The 21,431-nt window shown below is 30.9% G+C and carries 21 protein-coding genes and 1 pseudogene; 20 read left to right on the top strand and 2 right to left on the bottom strand.

Translation table 11 applies throughout. From position 1 onward, the window contains the following. Positions 1-164 precede the first annotated feature (164 nt). From OC526_RS05105 to OC526_RS05155, 11 genes and pseudogenes are all read left to right on the top strand, one after another. Positions 165-1,442 (top strand): ABC transporter permease, encoded by a 1,278-nt coding sequence (locus tag OC526_RS05105; protein WP_262122530.1) that lies wholly within the window; start codon positions 165-167, stop codon positions 1,440-1,442. Positions 1,443-1,450: 8 nt separating this feature from the next. Continuing rightward, positions 1,451-2,083, top strand: coding sequence for an ABC transporter ATP-binding protein (locus OC526_RS05110; RefSeq protein WP_262122532.1), 633 nt, complete (start codon positions 1,451-1,453; stop codon positions 2,081-2,083). Between the two features lie 11 nt (positions 2,084-2,094). Continuing rightward, positions 2,095-3,471 carry an ABC transporter permease gene (locus tag OC526_RS05115; protein WP_262122533.1) on the top strand — a complete coding sequence of 459 codons (1,377 nt, stop codon included), beginning with the start codon at positions 2,095-2,097 and terminating at the stop codon, positions 3,469-3,471. A gap of 56 nt (positions 3,472-3,527) precedes the next feature. Beyond that, positions 3,528-4,184 (top strand): response regulator transcription factor, encoded by a 657-nt coding sequence (locus tag OC526_RS05120; protein WP_262122535.1) that lies wholly within the window; start codon positions 3,528-3,530, stop codon positions 4,182-4,184. Then, positions 4,181-5,503, top strand: coding sequence for a sensor histidine kinase (locus OC526_RS05125; protein ID WP_262122537.1), 1,323 nt, complete (start codon positions 4,181-4,183; stop codon positions 5,501-5,503). Before OC526_RS05120 ends, OC526_RS05125 begins: the two co-directional genes overlap by 4 nt. Positions 5,504-5,889: 386 nt before the next feature. Continuing rightward, positions 5,890-6,141, top strand: coding sequence for a hypothetical protein (locus tag OC526_RS05130; RefSeq protein WP_262122538.1), 252 nt, complete (start codon positions 5,890-5,892; stop codon positions 6,139-6,141). A gap of 160 nt (positions 6,142-6,301) precedes the next feature. Then, entirely contained in the window at positions 6,302-6,988 is a 687-nt protein-coding gene (locus tag OC526_RS05135) for a Crp/Fnr family transcriptional regulator (protein ID WP_262122540.1), read from the top strand. 73 nt (positions 6,989-7,061) lie between these two features. Next, positions 7,062-7,760, top strand: a complete 699-nt coding sequence (locus OC526_RS05140; RefSeq protein ID WP_262122542.1) for a DUF542 domain-containing protein — start codon at positions 7,062-7,064, stop codon at positions 7,758-7,760. Further along, positions 7,760-8,959, top strand: a complete 1,200-nt coding sequence (locus OC526_RS05145) for an MBL fold metallo-hydrolase (RefSeq protein ID WP_262122543.1) — start codon at positions 7,760-7,762, stop codon at positions 8,957-8,959. Before OC526_RS05140 ends, OC526_RS05145 begins: the two co-directional genes overlap by 1 nt. Positions 8,960-9,375: 416 nt before the next feature. Further along, complete coding sequence (locus OC526_RS05150) at positions 9,376-9,798, top strand: hypothetical protein (RefSeq protein WP_262122544.1); 423 nt, start codon at positions 9,376-9,378, stop codon at positions 9,796-9,798. Between the two features lie 24 nt (positions 9,799-9,822). Next, positions 9,823-10,413: pseudogene (locus tag OC526_RS05155) on the top strand (acyl-CoA thioester hydrolase/BAAT C-terminal domain-containing protein); the annotation flags it as partial. Between the two features lie 46 nt (positions 10,414-10,459). Here the strand turns inward: OC526_RS05155 and OC526_RS05160 are convergent. After that, a complete protein-coding gene (locus OC526_RS05160; RefSeq protein ID WP_262122706.1) occupies positions 10,460-10,951 on the bottom strand; it encodes a hypothetical protein in 492 nt (163 codons plus the stop codon). Positions 10,952-10,992: 41 nt separating this feature from the next. Between OC526_RS05160 and OC526_RS05165 the strand changes: the two genes are divergently transcribed. The 3 genes from OC526_RS05165 (at position 10,993) to OC526_RS05175 (ending at position 12,923) form a co-directional block, all read left to right on the top strand. Next, on the top strand, positions 10,993-11,229 hold the full coding sequence (locus OC526_RS05165) for a PLP-dependent transferase (protein WP_262122546.1): 237 nt from the start codon (positions 10,993-10,995) through the stop codon (positions 11,227-11,229). Positions 11,230-11,385: 156 nt separating this feature from the next. Next, entirely contained in the window at positions 11,386-12,609 is a 1,224-nt protein-coding gene (locus tag OC526_RS05170) for a DUF2812 domain-containing protein (protein ID WP_262122548.1), read from the top strand. A gap of 2 nt (positions 12,610-12,611) precedes the next feature. After that, positions 12,612-12,923 (top strand): PadR family transcriptional regulator, encoded by a 312-nt coding sequence (locus tag OC526_RS05175; RefSeq protein WP_262122550.1) that lies wholly within the window; start codon positions 12,612-12,614, stop codon positions 12,921-12,923. A 423-nt stretch (positions 12,924-13,346) separates the two neighbouring features. Here the strand turns inward: OC526_RS05175 and OC526_RS05180 are convergent, their stop codons facing one another. Further along, positions 13,347-14,354 carry a potassium channel family protein gene (locus tag OC526_RS05180; RefSeq protein WP_262122551.1) on the bottom strand — a complete coding sequence of 336 codons (1,008 nt, stop codon included), beginning with the start codon at positions 14,352-14,354 and terminating at the stop codon, positions 13,347-13,349. Positions 14,355-14,639: 285 nt separating this feature from the next. Between OC526_RS05180 and thiC the strand changes: the two genes are divergently transcribed. The 6 genes from thiC to purH all read left to right on the top strand — a co-directional run bounded on the left by thiC (position 14,640) and on the right by purH (position 21,423). Continuing rightward, entirely contained in the window at positions 14,640-15,935 is a 1,296-nt protein-coding gene (gene thiC / locus OC526_RS05185; RefSeq protein ID WP_262122552.1) for a phosphomethylpyrimidine synthase ThiC, read from the top strand. A gap of 144 nt (positions 15,936-16,079) precedes the next feature. Then, a complete protein-coding gene (locus OC526_RS05190) occupies positions 16,080-17,735 on the top strand; it encodes a formate--tetrahydrofolate ligase (RefSeq protein ID WP_262122553.1) in 1,656 nt (551 codons plus the stop codon). Between the two features lie 100 nt (positions 17,736-17,835). Then, positions 17,836-17,961, top strand: coding sequence for a hypothetical protein (locus tag OC526_RS05195; RefSeq protein WP_262122554.1), 126 nt, complete (start codon positions 17,836-17,838; stop codon positions 17,959-17,961). Between the two features lie 74 nt (positions 17,962-18,035). After that, positions 18,036-19,379: an amidophosphoribosyltransferase gene (gene purF, locus OC526_RS05200; protein ID WP_262122556.1), complete on the top strand. Its 1,344-nt coding sequence runs from the start codon at positions 18,036-18,038 to the stop codon at positions 19,377-19,379. Beyond that, the gene (locus OC526_RS05205) at positions 19,376-19,921 is read left to right on the top strand and encodes a phosphoribosylglycinamide formyltransferase (protein WP_262122557.1); all 546 of its coding nucleotides are present in this window, start codon (positions 19,376-19,378) and stop codon (positions 19,919-19,921) included. The genes purF and OC526_RS05205 overlap by 4 nt, the downstream gene beginning before the upstream one ends. After that, positions 19,918-21,423: a bifunctional phosphoribosylaminoimidazolecarboxamide formyltransferase/IMP cyclohydrolase gene (gene purH / locus OC526_RS05210; protein ID WP_262122558.1), complete on the top strand. Its 1,506-nt coding sequence runs from the start codon at positions 19,918-19,920 to the stop codon at positions 21,421-21,423. The genes OC526_RS05205 and purH overlap by 4 nt, the downstream gene beginning before the upstream one ends. Positions 21,424-21,431 lie beyond the last annotated feature (8 nt).

The following is a 21,431-nucleotide window of genomic DNA, read 5'->3' on the forward strand; positions in this document are numbered from 1 at the left end:
ATAATCATATTTGCATATAATTTAATTCATCCTCCCCTAAGTTAGGACTAACTGACTTAGAGGAGGATTTTTTTGTAAAAAAAGGATTCATATATATTTCATATTCATAAGTTATATTAGTAAATACATTCATAAGTTATATTAGTAAATACATGGGAGGTATGATGAATATTATAAAAAGATCATACAGGCATGTAAGTAGAAATAGTTACAAAACACTTATATTGTTTGTAACCATGACTTTAATACTTTCAAGTTTTTATGCCTGTATAAGCATATTTAAATCAAATGAAAATATAAAGGAAGAAATTTACAAGTCTTCAAATTCTTATTTTGTAATTAGTAAAAAAGATAGAAGTCAATTTAAGAAAAATCAATTAGATAAGATAAAAGAAATTGAAAATATCAAAGATTTTAATTTTTATAATCATATGAATGGCCAATTAAAAAATCTAAAAGTTATTGAAAAAGAACAGGCTATCCAAAGGGATGAAATACCTGAAGAATTCAAAAACTTAATTGCAGTAAACTCTGTAAGCGATTCAAGCAAAGATTCTTTATTTGAAAGTGAAAATTTTAAATTAATAGATGGTAGGCACTTAGACGAAAAAGATGAAAATAAGATTATAATTCATAAGGAATTAGCTGACCTTAACAAGTTGAAAGTTAATGACCAAATTGATGTAGATTATTTAAGTAATAATGTATCGTCAAATCAAAAAACAAGTAAAAAGTATACTATTGTTGGAATTTTCGAAGGTATAAAACAAGAAGAAAACACTGGTTTATCTTCTGATTTTAGTGAAAATACAGTATATACTGATTACAAATCTAGTCAGGAAAGTCTAAATGAAAAAGACTATAGGCTAAGTAAGGTCTATTATTTTGTAAAAAATCCAGAAAAAATAAAAGATACTATGGCAGAAGTTGAAAAATTAATAGGAAAAGATGAATTCATCATAGAGAAAGATGATAAAAATTTTGCAAGTCTATCTGATTCTATTAAGTCTACAAGTCAGATAATTAAATTTATGATGATAATTTTAGTGCTTGCAAGCTTAGCAGTTTTACTATTATTATATATGTTTTATGTAAGAGAACGAATAAATGAAATAGGAATATATCTTTCACTTGGTATAAGTAAAAAAGAAATACTAAGTCAATTGACCTTAGAAGGTTTTATGATTTCTCTACCAAGTTTACTAGTTTCATGGATATTGGGAAATTTGATGGTAAGTTCTTTTGTAAAAGGTATAAGTCATATAAATGAAGATATAGGAGATATATCAAACTTACTTACAAAATCAAGTGTATTTTATAATCTTGAAAATCTAATATATGCTTATCTAATATTAATATTAGTAATAGATTTAGCAGTATTTTTAGCCTTATTTAAATTAATGAGAAGAAAACCCAGAGAAATATTAACACAAATAGATTAGGAGATAAAATGGAAATATTAAAAATGAGCAATCTATCATATAGTTATGCTGATAGCAAAGAAAAAGTATTAAATAGTGTAAATTATGCTTTTGAAGAAGGTAAATTTTATGCTATAACTGGTAAGTCGGGAGCTGGAAAAACAACCTTGTTATCTTTATTAGCTGGATTAGATAGTCCGACAAATGGAGAGATATTATTTAAAAATCAAAATATAAAAAATACTGGTTATAGTAATCATAGAAAACACAATATATCTCTAGTTTTTCAAAATTATAATTTAATTGATTACCTAACGCCAATGGAAAATGTAAGATTAGTAGATAAAAATGCTAGTGAAGATATTTTAATGAGAGTTGGTTTAGCCAAAGAACAAATAAATAGAAATGTAATGAAATTATCTGGTGGGCAACAGCAAAGGGTGGCTATTGCTAGAGCCTTAGCTTCTGATGCACCTATTATTTTAGCTGATGAACCAACAGGCAACCTGGATGAAAATACAGGTTTAGATATAATTCATATTCTTAAAGAAGCAGCTAGAGAAAAGAATAAATGTGTAATAGTTGTTACCCATAGTAAAACTCTAGCAGACCAGGCTGATCAAATAATAGAAATTAAAAATAAAAATATAGTAAATAAATAGAAAGGTATATTATGATAAAAAATTCTTTAGCTTATGTGGTAAGAAAACCCTTGAAGACTTTGATTTTATTCACAATAATACTTGCAATGTCAACTTTAAGTATTGTAAGTTTAGCTATCAAGTCTTCAACTGACAAGGCTAAAAATGAAACATTTAAAAATATTTCAAATAGCTTTAGTATGGAAATTAATAGAAGAACAAATCCTGGTACTCCAAGAGGGGCTGGTAATGTGAAGGGAGAGGATCTTAAGAAAATATCGGAAACTGGTTTAATAGATGGTTATGTAAAAAGAATAAGTAGTGTTGCAGACTTGCAAGGATATGATCTTGTAGATTCTGCAGAGACAGCACAAAATCAAAATCCTGAAAGAATGAAAAATTTTGGAAGAGCTGTTATGGTAACAGGTATAAATGATTCTAGTAAGGAAAATACCTTTGTTTCAGAATCCTATAAATTAGTAGAAGGTGAGCATATAAAAGATTCTGATACAAACAAAATATTAATGCATAAAGATTTAGCACAAAAAAACGGTTTGAAAATTGGAGATAAGATTAAATTAAAATCTAATATCTATGATGCTGACAATGTTAAACAAGCCAATGAAACTGTTGAAGTAGAAATAAAGGGACTATTTGACGGTCAAAATGCTGGACCTGTAACTGTTAGTCAAGAATTATATCAAAATAATATTATTTCAGATATTAAAACTTCAGCCAACTTATATGGAAATACAGAAGATACTGCTACATATCTTGATTCTACATTTTATATAAAAGGAGATAAGGATATAGATGAAGTAATGAAGCAAATACAAAAATTAGATATTGATTGGAATTCATATATGCTAGTGAAATCTTCATCAAATTATCCTGTACTACAAAAAACAATTTCTGGAGTATATGGTTTAACTAATAAGATGTTTATAGCAACAATGGTATTTTCAGGATTGATTATAGGCCTAATACTATTATTATGGATAAATGCTAGAAAGAAGGAAATTGCTATATACTTATCACTTGGTAAAACCAAGATGGAAGTCTTTAGTCAATTTGTTTATGAGCTATTGTTTATATCTATTCCAGCCTTTATAGCGTCATATTTTGTAGCAGGATATTTATCAAAAAATATCGGAGCAAAACTATTGTCACAAGTTACAAATAGTGTAAGTAAAGAAATAGCTAGACAAAGTGGTGGAACTAATTTAGCTAGTGGTGCTGAAGCAGATGGTTTCAATAGAACATTAACTAGCTTGGATGTTGAAGTTTTAAGCAAGCATTTACTTTATGTAGTTGTAATAGGATTAGTAATCCTATCAATATCTTTGATACTCGCATCAATAAAAACAATGAAAAAGAGTCCAAAAGAATTACTTACTGAAATAAAATAGTTTCAATCTTTTATCTAAAGCTATATAATTATTTTATAAAGATAATGGAGAGATAAATGAGAATACTAATAGCAGAAGATGAAAAAAATATAAGAGAAGGACTAGCAGAGTTTCTAACTGACTGTGGTTATCAAATTTACCAGGCGGAAGATGGACAGCAAGGCCTTGAAGTATTTAAAAAAGAAAAAATAGACTTAGCCTTACTGGATATTAAAATGCCTTATATGACAGGTATTGAATTATTAAAAGAAATTAGAAAAACTAGTGATATGCCTGTCCTATTTCTAACAGCCTATAATGATGAAGATTATAAGCTTCAAGCATTTTCTGCCTTAGTAGATGGCTATATAGAAAAACCTTTTTCATTAAGACTAGTGAAGTTTAGAATAGAAGCCCTTATAAAGAAACATTATAAAAACAAAGACTTATTCCAATATAAAAATGTTGAAGTAGACTTTGTAAGTTACAAGGCCTTTTTAGATGGAAAAGAAGTAGACATGAATGCGAAAGAATTTGAAATCCTACATTTTTTACTTGAAAACAAGGATAGGGTTTTAACTAGAGAGCAAATTTTAGATAATGTCTGGAAAGATTCGGAAGATATTCCATATGATAGGGTGATTGATGTCTATATAAAAGAGTTGAGAAAAAAGCTTAAATTGGATTGTATTGTTACTATAAGGAATGTAGGATACAAATTGGAGCTGAAATGAAAAAAATAAAATTATTTCCTAAGATATTTATACTTACATTTTCCATATTAAGTATACTAACTTTGTTTATACATTTGATAGTTTATACTGTCTTTCCAAAAATATATATCAAGGATATAAAGGATAATGTGACCATTAAAGCTGATGATTTATCTAAGAGCCTAAATAATAAAGATATTGAATTAATCAAGGATACTTTAGAGATATATTCTCAAAATAGCCAGGTCAAGGCTTATATACAAGATGTTGAAACCTTTGATTTTTCTGTTCCTGGAGATGTTATTCTAGATCCTGAAAGCAATAGCCACTCTGTAGTTATAGAAAAAAGATCAATTGTTGCTAAAGATGGGAAAGAATATGATATACAATTTATTTCTGCAACTGATGTTAAAAAGGACGCAAAAGATTTAAGTTTACAATTTCTACCATATTCTATATTTTTCTCATTTTTCTTTTCTACAGTTACTGCCTATATTTATAGTAAAATGATTGTATCACCAATACTGGATATAAAAGATGTTACCAATAGGATGATGAATATAGATAGGCAAGCTGAATTAAAAGTAAATTCCAATGATGAAATTGGAGATTTAAAAAATCAAATAAATATTCTCTACCAAAGACTACTAGCTGTCATAGATGACTTAGATGAGAAAAACAAGGCCATGTTAGAATTAGAAAAGAAAAAAGTTGAATTTTTAAGGGCTACATCTCATGAATTGAAAACGCCTCTGGCTAGTTTGAATGTAATCCTAGAAAATATGCGCTACAATATTGGTAAATATAAGGATAGGGATAAATATCTAGATGAATCCTTACAAATTGTGGATAAGCTATCAAAGATGATTATTGAAATTATTTCCTTATCAAGCCTACATGAACTTGAGGAAATAGACAGTCATAGTCCTATCAAAACAAGTGTAGAAGAAGTAGTTTCTGAATATGAAATTTTACAAAAAGAAAAAGCTATAAATTTACAAGTAAATATAAATGATAAAATGAGCACCATGTCTCCTTTTGCCCTGAAAAAAGTATTAACTAATCTATATGGCAATGCTATAAAATATACTTTTGAAAAAGGATCAATTAAAATCTATAGTGAAAATATTGAGGACAGAGCCTATTTGGTGGTTGAAAATACTGGTTCAACAATGACTAGGAAAGAAATAGAAGACTCCTTTAATTTATTCTATTCTAATGATAATGATAAGGGTAATGGACTAGGATTATTTATAGTGAAAAATATTCTTGAAAAGTACAATAAAAATTATGAGTTTACAAGTACAGATGATGGAATGAAATTCCAATTTGAAATATAATATAAGGTTAAAGCCAGATAAGGCAAATGAGCTGAACTCCTCTATTCGTATTCCGGATTTTGGGGTTCAGCTCATTTTATGGGCTGTTTTTTCTTTTCTCTAGAATAATATAATATAAGATGCTCATTGATTAACATATTTCCACATACAAGGATAACTTAAAATCTCAAAATTTATCTATACAGACCTCTCAAGCCACTGTGAAAGCGTCGATTTTATGTAGAAACAAAATTAAGTTAAATTAGATTAACAGTCCTTTGGGATTATAAGAAATCTTAGAAGTCATTATTTTTTTAATCTATTATGAAGATATATTAATAAGATTTTATAACAAAGATTTACTGAAACTGACGCTTTAAAATAGCCAATGAAGGTAATCCAGTTCAATGATGGATGATGGCCAATATCTTAAACGAACAAATCCTGATGGAAACACAAAAGCAGATAAGGAAAAATCTACAAAAAAACAGATGGAGTTATTGCTACAATCATTGCACTTGATAGATCTATATGGAGCACAGGCTGGAGTTTTAGAGCATCCAGGCATAATTAAAGATCTAGAAAGAGTTATAGAGTTTTGGTATAAGACTTTCAAGAGCCTAAAAACGCCAAAAAGCTGGCTTTACTTAAAGAAGTGATAAGTACCATCTAATAGTTATTGCACTGAGTAAGGCACATGTTGAGAAGGGAGTCATACAAACAGTATTATAATGGTATATGTAAATCATAGAATATTTACCATGAACTTAAAGATACTTAATATATACAACAAGTAAATTATTATATTAGGAGGAAGCCATGCAGATGTGTAAAGCATGCCAAGCCCGCGGCAATTGCTTATCAAAGATTAATCTTTTTAAAGAACTAGGAGTTGATCAATCAAAAAGTATCTATCTTACTGCCGATCATAAGGATTATCATAAGGGTGAAAGTGTATTTTCTTTTGGAGATCCTATAGATAAGTTAATAATTCTTAGGTATGGAAAGATTAAAACTTCCACCTATGATGAAAATGGAAGGGAAAGTATTAGAAAAATCTATGTCCAAGGGGATATAATTGGAGAGGATTCAATTTTTTTAGACAAATCTTATCAGGTCAATGGAGAAGCAATTGAAAAAGCCGGTATTTGTCAAATTGATAAGATTACTCTTAGAAATATATTAGTTAAAGACCATGATTTTTCCTTAAAAATGATAAAGTCATTGAGCCAAAGAGTCTATGAAACTGAAATGATGTTAGAAATCCTTTCAATAAAAGATTCTTACTTACGACTTGCAGCTTTTTTGGCTTATAGGGCCAGAATAACTAAAAACGATGTAATTGAGCTCAACCAAGAAAATATAGCATCATCAATAAATATAACTAGGGAAACTGTTTCTAGAAAGCTGTCTGAACTTGAAAAAGAAGGATTTATTGAAAATCAATCTTATAAAAAAATAAAAATAAAGAATCTTTCTAATCTAAATAAGCTGATAAACTTATAAATTGTGATATAGAACACGGAAATATATCCTTCTATGACTTAAAATAAGATTAGGAAAAGCATAGGAGGCTAATATGATAAATACAAAAACCAAGATAGAAGACATAGTAAAGATAGATAGCAGTATGATGGAGTTTTTCAATCAGGAAAAAATTGATTTTTGTTGTAATGGATATAAGACCATTGAAGAAGTGGCTCATGAAAAAAAACTGGATTCAAAGAATCTCCTAAAAAGTATCGAAAATAATATAGAATTCGATAATTCTAAAAAAGAAGGAATGGATTTAGAAGATTTTAAAAATATAAGCATTAAAGAGATGGTGGACTCTTTAATTATAGATCACCACGAAAAGGAAAGAGATTTATTATTTGAAATAGACCCCCTATTAAATAAAATTCTTTCTGTTCACTATAGTAACCATGGCCAAGAATTGATGAAGCTCCACTCATTGTTTGCTGATCTAAAAAAAGACTTGGAAGAACATTTCATCACAGAAGAGAAAATTACCTTTCCACTAATACTCGAAAATAAAAATCCAAATTCAATAATTATAAAAAAAGTTGAAGAGTTAGAATCTGACCACGAAAAAGCAGGGAATATTATCAAAGAAATGATAGATTCGACAGATTGGTTCACTGCTCCAGAAGATGCTTGCAATACCTATAAATACACTTATAAATTATTAGAAAAACTAGTAAAAGATGTATTTGTTCATATATTTAAGGAAAACTCTATAATGTTCGAAAAATACAAAGAAAGTGGGGATAAATAATGAAAAAGAAAATTAAAAACAATGTCTATTGGGTTGGAAAAATTGACTGGGAACTGCAAGAATTCCATGGAACAGAATATTCTGTGCATCATGGTTCAAGCCAAAATGCATACTTAATTAGAGAAGAAAAGACAGTATTAATTGATACAGTATGGACGCCTCACAAAGAGGAATTTGTAAAAAATTTAAAAAGTGAAATTGATTTAAATGAAATTGACTGTATAGTTATAAACCACGGAGAGCCTGATCACTCTGGATCATTATTAGAAATTATGGAGGAAATTCCAGATACTCCAATTTACTGTACTGCTAATGGTAAAAAGTCTCTTATTGGTCAATACCACCATCCGGAATGGGATTATAGAGTTGTAAAAACTGGTGACTCTGTGGATATAGGAAATGGTAAACAATTGGTTTTTGTCGAAATGACCATGCTTCACTGGCCTGATTCCATGGCAACCTATATGACAGAGGACAACATACTATTCTCCAATGATGCCTTTGGCCAACACTATGCAATAAGTGAACTTTTTAATGACAAAGCAGATCCTACTATACTTTGGAATGAAGCCATGAAGTATTATGCTAATATTTTAACTCCTTTTTCTTCTTTTGCCAAAAAGAAGATTGAAGAAATCGTGGCAATGAATTTACCTATAGATATTATAGCCACAAGTCATGGAAGCATTTGGAGAGAAAATGCCTTAGAGATAGTGAATAAATATGCTGAATGGTCTGATGCCTACAAGGAAGATCAAGTCACAATAATCTATGATTCAATGTGGGGAGCAACAAAGAAGATTGCTCATAAAATAGCTGAGGATATTAGAGAACTTTCACCATCTACAAGAACAAAGGTTTTATCTGTGGCAGAAATGGACAGAAACGACATAATGACAGAAGTTTTTAAGTCAAAGGCAATAGCTGTTGGATCTCCTACAGTTGGTAGATCCGCAATTACTACTGTATCTGGCTGGCTACATTTTCTTCAAGAACTTAAGTTTCAAGATAAAGTAACTGGAGTCTTTGGATCATACGGCTGGTCTGGAGAAGGAAACAAGGTTTTAAAGGAAGAGCTTGAAAAGGCTGGATTTAAACTTATTGACGAAGAATTAAAGGCATCATGGGTACCAGATGATGAGTTTTTAGAGGATACTGTTAAGTTTTCTAAGGCCCTTCTTGATGCATCAACTTTATAAACAAGATTATTGCGTTTTCGTTTATCTAAATGATAAATATTATTAGATATAATGAATAGAGGTAAGAAAGACTGTTTAAAGTCAATCTTGCCTTTTTTTAATTTTCAATCACTATTCAATTTATGGGAATTAGTTAATATATATATTGAATTGTAATATTGGAATAATGCGATCACTTTGAATTACCACTCGCTAGATTTTGAAAACCTAATATATATCAAGAAAATAATATTTACAGTTTTCTTACGACTCTTAAAAATCAAATTGTTATTTCATTTTTTCATTTAGGTAAGGTTAGATAACACTTGTGAGTACTAAAAACATTTATAAATTCAAGATAATCCAACAAAATATAAAAATAAGTCATTGTTACATAAATATGGGTAATATTTATGTAAAGATTGGAGGATTAAATTTTGAAAAAGATAAAGGAAATTTTAAAGAGAAGCTTTTTTATAGCAGTGACTTTATTCGCTATTGTTTTCTTAACTAGAAGTTATAATGACTACAAATATAAAGATTCTGATAATGATGAAACCTCTAAATTCTATAACGATGTAACCAATATTAACCTCTATCCAACAGACATCGAAGGTGCAGATATTAAATTTGTTGATGAAGGGAGTTTTCAAGGATTTCATTTTATTCCTGAGAAAAAATTATACAAGGGTGTTTTGCTGTGCTATGGTGGTTCTGAAGGAAGTCCTAATTTTGAAACTGCAGAGCAACTAGCTAAAAAGGGTTTTGAAACTTTTGCAATATTTATGTTTGGTATGAAAAATCAACAAGAAACATTGGTTAGAGTACCACTTGAGCAATTTGAAGATGTTTTGTCATAACTAGATAAAAATAAAAATAACCAAGGACCTATAAGTGTCATTGCAGCTTCTAAAGGTGCTGAGTATGCTCTAAATTTATCTAGCAAATATTCTGAAATTTCAAATCTTGTTTTAATCGCTCCATCAAGTTATAATTTTGCAGGTCTAGACTTTAATGATTATGGATCTTCTTGGGCATTTGAAGGTAAAGAGCTTCCTTATATTGATATACAAAAAGGTTCTTTTCGTGCTTTTTTGAATAATATAGTATTATCTTCGATAGTAAAAGCGCCTATATCTTATAAAGAAACCTATTCAAGTGCTGTAAAGGCAGATGAAAATAATAGTAGCAAGTTGATTCCAATTAAAGATATTAAGGTAAATATTTTGATGATTGCAGGTAAAGATGATCAGTTGTGGGATAGCCTAAGTATGGCAAATGATATCCAACGTCAACTACCTGAAGCTAAACTTTTATCATATGAGGATGCTGGACATATATTTGGTGCTAGTGATGTATTAAACTTAGAAAGTATGAGAATAAAAACTGGTGGAAGTCTTCAGGGAAATAAAAAAGCTCAAGTAGAATCGCAAGAAGCTATTGAAAATTTTTTGAAAGAAAAGCATGGACAATAAAAAAAGGGGAGTAGCTTTCGCCTTCTTCCCTTCTTTAAGTTATGATTTATTCCCCATATATGTCTATAAAATCGCTCACAAGCGAATAAGCAGTTTCTCTACCACCAGCTCCAGCTGCTTTTATTACAATCTCTCCTGCACTTTTACTATCAAATTTTATGGCATTTTCTCCGCCCTTTAGTAAGCTAAGTATTGAGTTTTGCTCTACTTCCTCTGCTCTTACATATATTTTGCCATTATCATCTCCATAGCCAATGATCTTTATGGTTTTATTATGGGCAAGAGCATTTTTTTTATCTGACTCTTTGATATCTCTAATGCCCTTAGTCTTTATTTTATTTTCATCAAAGTATCTATCAAATAGGAGGGAAGATGTGATGTTTATTTTTCTCATTGTATCTATGCCATCTATATCAGCTGATGGATCAGCTTTGGCATATCCTTTTTCTTGAGCTAATTTGAGTGCTTTTTCAAAGCTAAGGCCTTCTTTAATCTGGATTAAAATATAATTCCATGTAATATTAAAAACACCAGTAATTTTTTTGTATTTTCAGCTACTTTTAGTTTTTCTATATGTGAATGGGAGAGAAAAAATCACGTGCTTTCATAGATAATTTAAAAATATTCTACAATCTAGCAAATGTTGCAGATGTAAAATCTCTTGTAATCCATCCAGCAACTACAACTCACTCCCAATTAAATGACGAGGAGTTAGAAAGCCAAGGAATAGGCAAGGCAACAGTACGTTTATCAATAGGAACTGAACACATTGACGATATAATAGATGATATTAAACAAGCTTTTGATGCTATTTAATAATGCAAATTAAATAATATGAGTGCAGATAATAACACCCGACAGGCTTTTCTTAAGCGATTATCGGGTATTTTATTTTAAATTTTCCGTTGACATATATCGAATATCGATATATAATTTAAGTATCGATAGTCGATATTGAAAGGAGTTAGGCTGATGCTAAAATTTAGATACTTAACATATTCAAACTTTGGATTAGTAGAAAAATGGTATGAAGACATGGCAAAAAAGGGCTGGCAAATAGAAAAAATTCCTCTACCTTTTGTTCATAAATTTAAGAAAGCTAAGCAAGAAAATGTAAATTATAAGATATCCTTAGTCCAAAATGAGGGATACTTTTCATCTTTTACTAAAGATGAGCTTGATGATTTTGATCAGATGTCTAAAGATTATGGATGGACTTTAATTGATAGGTGTTTTAATATGAACCTATATAGATTAGAAAAAGATGCGGCAGAGTCTCTCTATAATGATGACTTGGAAGAATTAAAAGTTCTAAATAAGGGAATAAAAGGTGAACTAATCTCAATTCTTTTGTCAGGATTTGCTCTATTACTTAATTTATTTTTTATGAGTGCAAGTTTCCATTCGCCTGAAATATTTTATTCTAACTTGATAATATTCTTATATCCAGGCAGTATTTTATTATTGATATTTGCTCTCCTTTCTATATTAGATAATATTTCTTTTAGAAATAAGAATAAATATGCGGAAAGTATAGGAGATATTAAGTTTTCCAAAATTGCTTATTCAAAAATATATGCAATTACCTCAATCATATCCTTTGTTTTACTAATTGTTGGTATTGTTAGTAATATATTATCAAGCTCGATGGCTAACAAGAATGGACTTATACTTGTAAGTTTAATGCCATTACTACTTCCTATAATTATTTTTGTATCAATTAAAAAAATAAAGAAGACAGATTTTAAGACTAAAAGTAAAAAGCAATTGATGGTTTTATCTGTAGTCATAATTACAATAATTTTTACCTTTATTAGCATTAATAGCTTATCTATCACAGGTCAAGATTTTGAAGATAATACATCTGATATAGTTCATCTTAAAAAAAGTCTGCTAACAAAAAGCCATACTATTTATAAAGATGAACAATTAGATTTACAAGTGGAAAAAATTGTTACTAAAAATAGAGATTTAGCAAGAACTTTATTTAAAAGAGAATTAAAAAATGCCAAAAACCATCCATACAATTCAGACCTTGTTAAAGATATAAGTGGTGATTATTCTTACGATATGACCTATAGTTTGGCCAATGAGAATTCATATATAATATTGGATAATCAAACAGTTTTAAAAGTGATAGGCGATATAAAGAATCCAGAAATACAAATTGCCTTAGAGAAAGAATTGGGAGACTGAATATGGCAAGGAACCAATATCAGACACTTACAGAGCCAATGTTTTTCATTCTTTTGTCCCTAGACGAAGTTAGAAATGGGGCTGAGATAACTTCTTGGGTAAATCAAATTACAAAGGGAAGGATAAAATTAGCACCAGGAACACTGTATGCATTATTAGGCCAATTTTTAGAAGATGATTTGATAATTAGAGTAGATGTTAATAAAAAAGGTAAGCATTACACTATTACTGAAGAGGGCAAAGACCTACTAGATAATGAAGTTCAAAGGCTGAGACTTTTAGTAGATAATTATGATAAATTTTTTAATCAATAATATTAAAAGCTATTTTGTTGTAATAATATATAAAATATAAATTTTACATATTATTATTTGTCCACTTAAGCGACTTGAGCGAACGAAAGAGAGCGAAACAAAAAACCACCTGCTATGCAGGTGGAGGGATTTAGCTTTAGCACGGTCGAGTCAGTAAATAAAAACAAATAAAAAACTGCTTAAGTAGTAGTTGGGATAGTGGTGCATGTGATGGAATACTCGATAGCCCCAGTAGGGGCGTGCCGGTATTCGCGCCTTATAGGCGCTGTGGAAACTACCAGCTAAGCTGGTAGTTCTGATTTATAATTCAGGTAAACATAACTGATTATAAGAAGATTATTTCAAAGCTAGATTATAATTTTGTCTATATTAGAGTTACTTAATCTATTTAGTTAGATAAAAGTTTAGCAGATATAGTTAGATTTATTTTACTCCATCTCCCAAATCTCTAAGTTTTTTAACTTGGTCTTCTTTGCCTAGCACTATTAATACATCACCAGTTTTAAAGGTGTAATCAATTGGTGGGTTAAAAATCATTTGCTTATCTTCATGTTTTTTGATCGCTAGTACTATGAGTCCAGTTTTGTTTGGAATTTGAGCATCTAGTAGACTTATATTTTCTAAGTATGATCCACTTTTTATGATTACTTCTTCAAGATCAAGTTCGACATCACCTATTCTTGTGACTACATCCAAAAATGAAATTATATTTGGCTTTATCATAAGAGAAGCCATTCTATTCCCACTTATTTCAATAGCAGATAAAGTCTTGTTGGCCCCGACTTTCATGAGTTTCTTACTACCTGACTTACTAAGCGCATTTGCAATAATGTAGATTTCACTATTGAGGTTTCTAGCAGTAAGCACTGTTACTATATTATCTACCTCAGCATCTAATGTAGCAATCAGCCCCTTGGCCTTATCTATTCCCGCATGTTCAAGAACACTTTCTTCAGTAGATTGACCCTCTATTACTAATATATTATCATGACTGTATTCATCTAGATCCTTGTGTTTGTTAGTAATTACAACAAAATCCAAAGATTCTTCTACAAATTTATCTATTATCACTTCTGCCATTTCACCAGAACCACATATTATATAATGATTATTTAAAGAGGAGATTTTTCTTTCCATTTTGCTACCTTTCCATATATCTACAAGCTTTCCTTCAACAAACATAGCTACTATAGTAGTAAAAGCATAACCAACTACGCCAACTCCTAGAAATATCATCAGTACAGAAAAAAGTTCAGACTGGTCATTAGATATTCCAACTTCACGAAAACCTACGGTAGATACAGTTATCACAGTCATATAAAGCGCATCTACAAAATCAAGGTCTAATAAATACATATAGCCTAGGATTCCAAAACTGATTAAAAGGACAAATACAATAAAAATAAATTTTAGTTTTTTCTTCTCTTCCATAAACTTCTCCTTATTATATAGATTATAATATAAATATCGGGATTAAACCATAAGGATTTGAATTATTATTTTGCTTTTATTGTGCTTTATATCATTTGATTTTAATAATATTTTACAAATCATAAAATCTCCCTTATAATATTAATTGTAAATTATCAACCTATGGGAGCTTTGTGCTGAGAGGAAGCTTTGACTTCGACCATTAAACCAATCAGGATAATGCCTGCACGGGAATGGAGCATATTTATACTCCTATAAGTAATTTTAGGAGGTTTTTTTTAATTTATGAAATATAAAACACAGATGGAAGCGGCTAAACATGGTTTTGTAACTGAAGAAATGAAAATAGTTGCAAAAAAAGAAAATGTTAGTGAAGAGTACTTAGTTGAAAAAATTGCCAAAGGTGAGATTGTCATTCCAAGAAATATCAATCACAACTCAATCTCTCCAGAAGGAATCGGTACAGGTCTTAAAACTAAGATAAACGTTAACCTTGGTATTTCAAAAGATATTAACGACCTTGACCTTGAAATGGAAAAGGTTGATATGGCCCTAAAAATGGGTGCAGAATCAATCATGGACCTATCAAACTACGGTAAAACTCAAGAATTTAGAGAAAGACTAATCGAAAAATCTACTGCTATGATAGGAACTGTTCCTATGTATGATGCAATCGGATTTTTAGATAAGGGTTTAAGCCACATTAAGGCTGAAGAATTCTTAGATGTCGTAAGAAACCATGCTGAAAATGGTGTAGACTTTGTAACCATTCATTGTGGTATCAACAGAGCTAATGCTGAAATCTTTATGAGAAATAGAAGAATAAATGAAATCGTATCTCGTGGTGGATCTTTATTATTTGGATGGATGATGATGAATGATAGAGAAAATCCATTCTACGAATACTACGATGAATTACTAGACATACTTAGAGAATACGATGTGACTTTATCACTTGGAGACTCACTAAGACCAGGTGGTATCCACGATGCAACTGATCCATCGCAAATTGCTGAACTTATTACCCTAGGTGAGCTTACAAAAAGAGCTTGGGAAAAAGATGTTCAAGTTATAATTGAAGGACCAGGACACGTTCCAATCAATGACATCGAAACAAATGTAAAATTACAAAAAAAATTGTGCCATAATGCACCATTTTATGTTTTAGGACCATTAGTAACAGATATTGCACCAGGTTATGACCACATTACCAGTGCCATCGGTGGAGCCATTGCAGCAAGCCACGGAGCAGATTTCTTATGCTATGTAACACCTGCAGAACACTTAAGACTTCCAGATGTAAATGATGTAAAAGATGGAATTGTTGCAGCAAAAATTGCAGCACACGCAGGAGATATTGCAAAGTTAAAAGACGCAGATAAATGGGATCTTGAAATGAGTAAAAGAAGACAAAAAATTGATTGGGAAGGTATGTTTGAATTAGCAATCGACCCTGAAAAATGTAGAGCCTATAGAGCGGAGTCTTCACCTGAAGAGGAAGATACTTGCACAATGTGTGGGGCAATGTGTTCTATGAGAAATATGAACTTAATCCTAGAAGGAAAAGATATAACAATTTAATTTTAAAAGCTACTCAAGTTTGCTATTTTTTGCAGACTTGAGTTTTTTATTACAAAATTATAATTATATAACATACTTGTAATTAATTATTTTTAGTGATAATTTATATATATAAAAATATTTAAGAGGGTGAAAGGAAGAAAAATGAAGACAGATATTGAAATAGCAAGAGAGGTTGAGCTAAAAGAAATCGATAAGATTTGTAAAAATTTAGCAGTTGATAAGTATGATAAATTTGGAAAGTATAAAGCTAAGCTTGATTTATCTTATGCTGATAAGAAAAAAGAGGGTTCAAAATTAATTTTAGTTACAGCTACAAATCCGACACCAAGTGGTGAAGGAAAAACCACCATGAATATAGGTTTATCAATGGCCTTAAATAAAATAGGTAAAAACGCTATTTCAGTTTTAAGAGAGCCTTCATTAGGGCCATCCTTTGGTAGAAAGGGTGGAGCAGCAGGTGGTGGATACAGCCAAGTACTACCAATGGATGAGATAAATCTTCATTTTACAGGAGATTTTCACGCTATAACTTCAGCCGTAAATCTTGTTGCAGCAATATTAGACAACCACATCTACCAAGGCAATGAAAAAAATATAGATCCAAATCAAATTGTATGGAGAAGATGTGTAGACTTAAATGACAGATCTCTTCGTAATATTGTAATCGGTCTTGGAAATAGAACAGATGGTGTAACTCGTGAAGATAAATTTGATATAACAGTTGCAACAGAAATGATGGCAGTTCTTTGCCTTGCAACAAGCATGGAAGACTTTAGAGAAAAGGTCAGCAAAATGATTGTAGCTTATGATTATGCAAATAATCCTGTAACCGTTGATGATATAAAAGCGACGGGATCTGTTGCAGTTATTATGAAAGATGCTCTAAGAGCAAATCTTGTCCAAACTACAGAAAATACCCCTGCAATCATCCACGGTGGGCCCTTTGCGAATATCGCCCACGGATGTAACTCGCTAATCGCCACAAAAACTGCTCTCGGAATAGCTGATTATGTAGTAACAGAAGCTGGTTTTGGTGCAGACCTTGGTGCTGAGAAATTTAATGACATAAAATGTAGATTAGGTGACTTAAAACCAGATGCCACAGTGATTGTAACATCAATTAGATCTTTAAAATACCATGCAGGTATGCCATTAGATGAACTAGCAGCTGAAAATCTAGACTATCTAGAAAAAGGATTTAAAAATCTGCAAATTCATATAGAAAATATGAAAAAATTTGGAAATAATATATTGGTTGCAATAAATAAATTTGCTACTGATACTGATGAAGAAATAAAATTGGTGCAAGAGTTAACTGAAAGATTAACTGTAAAAGCCATAGAAACAACAGTTTTCACAGATGGTTCAGAAGGTGGGGTGGAGCTTGCCCAAAATTTAGTGGAACTTTGCGAAAATGATAATGAATTTAAATACCTTTATGATGAAAAGCTACCTGCAAAAGAAAAACTTGATATAATTGCCAAAGAAATTTATAGGGCAAGAGAAGTAGTTTATACACAAAAGGCTGAAAAAGAAATAATTAGAATTGAAAGTCTAGGTTATGGAGATTTGCCAATATGTGTAGCTAAAACTCCTTATTCTCTATCAGATGATCCAAATAAAAATATAAGTGCAAAAGATTATGAAATTACTATAAGAGATGTAAGAGTAAATGCTGGAGCAGGATTTTTGGTAGCCTATACAGATAATGTTTTAACTATGCCAGGCCTTCCAAAAGAGCCAAATGCTTATCAGATAGATATAGATGAAAATGGCGAAATTGTAGGATTGTTTTAAATTTGTAAAATTTTTTTAACATTAGCACTTGAAATATTTCTAAAATTATTTATAATATATTCATATAATATAAAAATTTAAGGGATAGATGGAGGGGACTATGAACAATAAATGTATTATCAACATGACATTCGCAGATGAACTAGTATTTTCATGCCTTTGCTACTCTATCTTTGCCTACATCAAAAAACTAAAATTTCCAGCAGGATTATTTTTACATGCATAAAAGAGAACTCACAATAGAGTTCTCTTTTTCTTTATGATTTTTTAAAGAACTAAGGAGGTAGATAGGATTATTTTATGAGCGGAGTAATTGCAATAAAAACAAATGAGGATATAAATAAAAAACTTTTTTATTCACTTAGCTCTATCCAGCATAGGGGACAGGATTCAGCAGGAGTTACTCTTTCTGATGGAAAGACTCTACGTAGGACAAAGGGAATGGGACTTGTAAGTGAGGTTTTTAAGGAAATTGACCTAGAAGATTCTAATTACAAATTTGGAATTGGCCATGTGAGATGTTCACCTCAAGGATGTAATAATGACTATAATATTGAGCCCTTAGTAAGTTTTTCAAAAAATCATGAGTTTTCTCTTGCCCATGATGGCAATTTGACTAATTATGACTTGTTAAAGGCAAAATTAGAAGAAGAGGGAATCTCCTTCCATACCCACACAGATAGTGAGCTAATACTGCTTTTAATAGCCAGATATTTTGATGGTGACATAGTGATTGCTATTAGAAAAACCATGGAAGTAATTGAGGGAGCTTATTCTTGTGTAGTAGCTATGCCAGATAAAATTATTGCTTTTAGAGATTATCATGGTATTAGACCACTAATGCTAGGAGAAGATAAAGATAACATTGTTCTTGCAAGTGAAAATTCAGCTATAGAAATACTAGATATAGAAAATTATAGGGATATTAGACCGGGGGAAATAATAATAATTGATAAAGACGGTATAAATTCTAATATATCTGATAAGGAAATTTCTAATAAACATTGCATTTTTGAAAATATATACATATCCAGGCCAGATGCAAATATAGAAAATGTAAATTCATATATGTTTAGGAGAAGATGTGGGGAGCTTTTATATAGGCAGGCGCCAGTTGAAGCTGACCTGATTTGCCCAGTACCAGACTCTGGTACACCTTCAGCAATTGGATTTGCCCAAGAATCAGGTATACCATTTGCGGAAGGACTTGTAAAAAATAGGTATATGGGTAGGTCATTTATAAAACCTAGCCAAAAAGAGAGAGATTTAGCTGTAAGATTAAAGCTTAGTCCTCAAAAATCTGTTGTAAACGGAAAGAGGATTGTTTTGGTAGATGATTCTATAGTCCGTGGTACCACAAGTGCCAAACTAATAAAGAGAATGAGAAAAGCCGGGGCAAAGGAAGTCCATTTTAGAGTAACATCTCCACCATTTATGTATCCATGCTATTACGGAGTGGACACACCAGATAGGAAAAAACTTATAGCTGCAAACTTAGATATTGAAGAAATAAGAAAACAAATTGGGGCGGATAGCTTAGAATTTATTGATTTGGATAGCATGCTAAAACTTGTTGAAAATCCAGATAATTATTGTAAGGCTTGCTTTACAGGAGATTATCCAGTAAAAAAGGATGAAATATGAATCTTGCAGTATTTATATCAGGAGGCGGCAGCAACTTTAAGGCACTTATAGATGCTCAAGATGAGGGATATTTTAAAAGTCAAATTAAATATGTGGTTTCTAATAAAGATGCGGCTGGACTAAAATATGCCAGAGAAAATAATATAGCTTATCTAATCAGCAAGGATGAAGATGAAATAATAGAAAAACTAAAAGATCATAATATTGATTTAATAGTGCTAGCAGGATATCTAGTTAAAATTAGTAAAAAAATTTTAGATGATTTTACAGTTATAAATATCCACCCATCTTTATTGCCAAAGTATGGAGGCAAGGGATTTTATGGGATGAATGTCCATAATGCAGTCTTTGAAAATAAAGAAAAAATAAGCGGAGTTACAGTCCATTTTGTAAATGAAAACTTAGATGAGGGAGACATAATTTTGCAAAAAGAAGTAGACATAAGTAAATGCAAAGATGCTGAAGAAATCAGCAAAGAAGTTTTAAAAGTAGAGCATCAAACACTAAAAGAAGTAATAAAAAAATTGGAGGAAGAGCAGTGAGAGCATTAATTTCAGTAACAGATAAGACAGGCATAGAAGACCTTGCAAAGGGCTTAAGTGATTTAGGAGTAGAGATTGTATCTACAGGCGGTACATACAAAAAAATAAAAGAAAGTGGAGTAGATGCTATCGAGATAGACGAAATTACAAATTTCCCAGAAATCTTAGAAGGCAGAGTAAAAACACTTTCTCCATACGTGCATGGTGGTATTCTTTTTAAAAGAGATGAAGATAGCCATGTATCAACAATAAAAGAACATAATATCAAGCCAATAGATATAGTTGTAGTAAATCTTTATGATTTTCAAAAAGCCTTAGAAAAAGGAAATCCAGAAGATATTATAGAAAATATTGACATTGGTGGTCCATCAATGGTTAGATCAGCTGCAAAAAACCACAAAGATGTTTTAATAGTAACAGACCCAGCTGACTATGATGAGCTTTTAGAAAGAATCAAAAATGATGATTTAGATTTATCATATAGACAAAAACTAGCTATGAAAGCTTATAACCTTACTGCTTTTTATGACTCGGTAATAGCAAGATATTTCTCAGAATTAACTGGTGAAGAAGCAAAATACAAAACCTACGGTTTTGAAAAAGAAAGTGAATTAAGATACGGAGAAAACCCTGGCCAAGAAGCAGCTCTTTACAATGATCCATTTGTAAAAGGTCTAATGGAAAATATGGAAGTAATCCATGGTAAAGAAATGAGCTACAACAACTACAACGACTTAAACCCAGCTTTGGAGCTTGCTGAGGAGTTAGGAGAAAATGCAGTAGTAGCACTAAAACATCAATCACCATGTGGAGTTGCTAAAAAAGACAGTGTTTACGAATCACACATAAAAGCCTACGAATGTGATAGCCAATCAATCTTTGGGGGAATTGTTGCAGTAAATGGAATAGTTGATGAAAAAACTGCAGAAGAAATGAATAAAATCTTCCTTGAAATCATTGCTGCAAGAGACTTTACAGATGAAGCATTAGAAATATTAACTCAAAAGAAAAATGTAAGACTAGTAAAGGTAGACTTTGATAATGAAACAGTAAAAGAAGAAATCAGATACCTAAACGGAAAAGTCCTTATCCAAGGCAAAGACTTTGGAAAAGATGAGATAGAAATAGTAACAGATAAAAAACCAACAGAAGCTCAAATCAAAGACCTATTATTTGCTCAAAAAGTTGTTAAATATGTAAAATCAAATGCAATTGTAGTTGCAAAAGATATGCAAACCCTAGGATGTGGGGCGGGCCAACAATCTAGAATTTGGGCCCTAGAATCTATAAAAGACCACTTTAAAGATAGAGATTTCACTGGAGCTGTTATGGGATCAGATGCATTTTTCCCATTCCCAGATACAGTAGAACTTGCTCACGAAATGGGTATTAGCTCAATTATCCAACCAGGTGGATCTATTAAAGACCAAGATTCTATTGATAAATGTAATGAATACGAGATGTCCATGGTATTTAGCAAGTCACGTCACTTTAAACATTAAGGAGAAAA

The organism is Anaerococcus sp. Marseille-Q5996, assembly GCF_946893725.1.
GTDB lineage: Bacteria > Bacillota > Clostridia > Tissierellales > Peptoniphilaceae > Anaerococcus > Anaerococcus martiniensis.

What these genes read in the sequence shown, in the direction of transcription:
- OC526_RS05105 (WP_262122530.1), top strand. Translation starts at nt 165, where the DNA reads ATGAATATTATAAAAAGATCATACAGGCATGTAAGTAGAAATAGTTAC.
- OC526_RS05110 (WP_262122532.1), top strand. Translation starts at nt 1,451, where the DNA reads ATGGAAATATTAAAAATGAGCAATCTATCATATAGTTATGCTGATAGC.
- OC526_RS05115 (WP_262122533.1), top strand. Translation starts at nt 2,095, where the DNA reads ATGATAAAAAATTCTTTAGCTTATGTGGTAAGAAAACCCTTGAAGACT.
- OC526_RS05120 (WP_262122535.1), top strand. Translation starts at nt 3,528, where the DNA reads ATGAGAATACTAATAGCAGAAGATGAAAAAAATATAAGAGAAGGACTA.
- OC526_RS05125 (WP_262122537.1), top strand. Translation starts at nt 4,181, where the DNA reads ATGAAAAAAATAAAATTATTTCCTAAGATATTTATACTTACATTTTCC.
- OC526_RS05130 (WP_262122538.1), top strand. Translation starts at nt 5,890, where the DNA reads ATGATGGATGATGGCCAATATCTTAAACGAACAAATCCTGATGGAAAC.
- OC526_RS05135 (WP_262122540.1), top strand. Translation starts at nt 6,302, where the DNA reads ATGCAGATGTGTAAAGCATGCCAAGCCCGCGGCAATTGCTTATCAAAG.
- OC526_RS05140 (WP_262122542.1), top strand. Translation starts at nt 7,062, where the DNA reads ATGATAAATACAAAAACCAAGATAGAAGACATAGTAAAGATAGATAGC.
- OC526_RS05145 (WP_262122543.1), top strand. Translation starts at nt 7,760, where the DNA reads ATGAAAAAGAAAATTAAAAACAATGTCTATTGGGTTGGAAAAATTGAC.
- OC526_RS05165 (WP_262122546.1), top strand. Translation starts at nt 10,993, where the DNA reads ATGGGAGAGAAAAAATCACGTGCTTTCATAGATAATTTAAAAATATTC.
- OC526_RS05170 (WP_262122548.1), top strand. Translation starts at nt 11,386, where the DNA reads ATGCTAAAATTTAGATACTTAACATATTCAAACTTTGGATTAGTAGAA.
- OC526_RS05175 (WP_262122550.1), top strand. Translation starts at nt 12,612, where the DNA reads ATGGCAAGGAACCAATATCAGACACTTACAGAGCCAATGTTTTTCATT.
- OC526_RS05180 (WP_262122551.1), bottom strand. Translation starts at nt 14,354, where the DNA reads ATGGAAGAGAAGAAAAAACTAAAATTTATTTTTATTGTATTTGTCCTT.
- thiC (WP_262122552.1), top strand. Translation starts at nt 14,640, where the DNA reads ATGAAATATAAAACACAGATGGAAGCGGCTAAACATGGTTTTGTAACT.
- OC526_RS05190 (WP_262122553.1), top strand. Translation starts at nt 16,080, where the DNA reads ATGAAGACAGATATTGAAATAGCAAGAGAGGTTGAGCTAAAAGAAATC.
- OC526_RS05195 (WP_262122554.1), top strand. Translation starts at nt 17,836, where the DNA reads ATGAACAATAAATGTATTATCAACATGACATTCGCAGATGAACTAGTA.
- purF (WP_262122556.1), top strand. Translation starts at nt 18,036, where the DNA reads ATGAGCGGAGTAATTGCAATAAAAACAAATGAGGATATAAATAAAAAA.
- OC526_RS05205 (WP_262122557.1), top strand. Translation starts at nt 19,376, where the DNA reads ATGAATCTTGCAGTATTTATATCAGGAGGCGGCAGCAACTTTAAGGCA.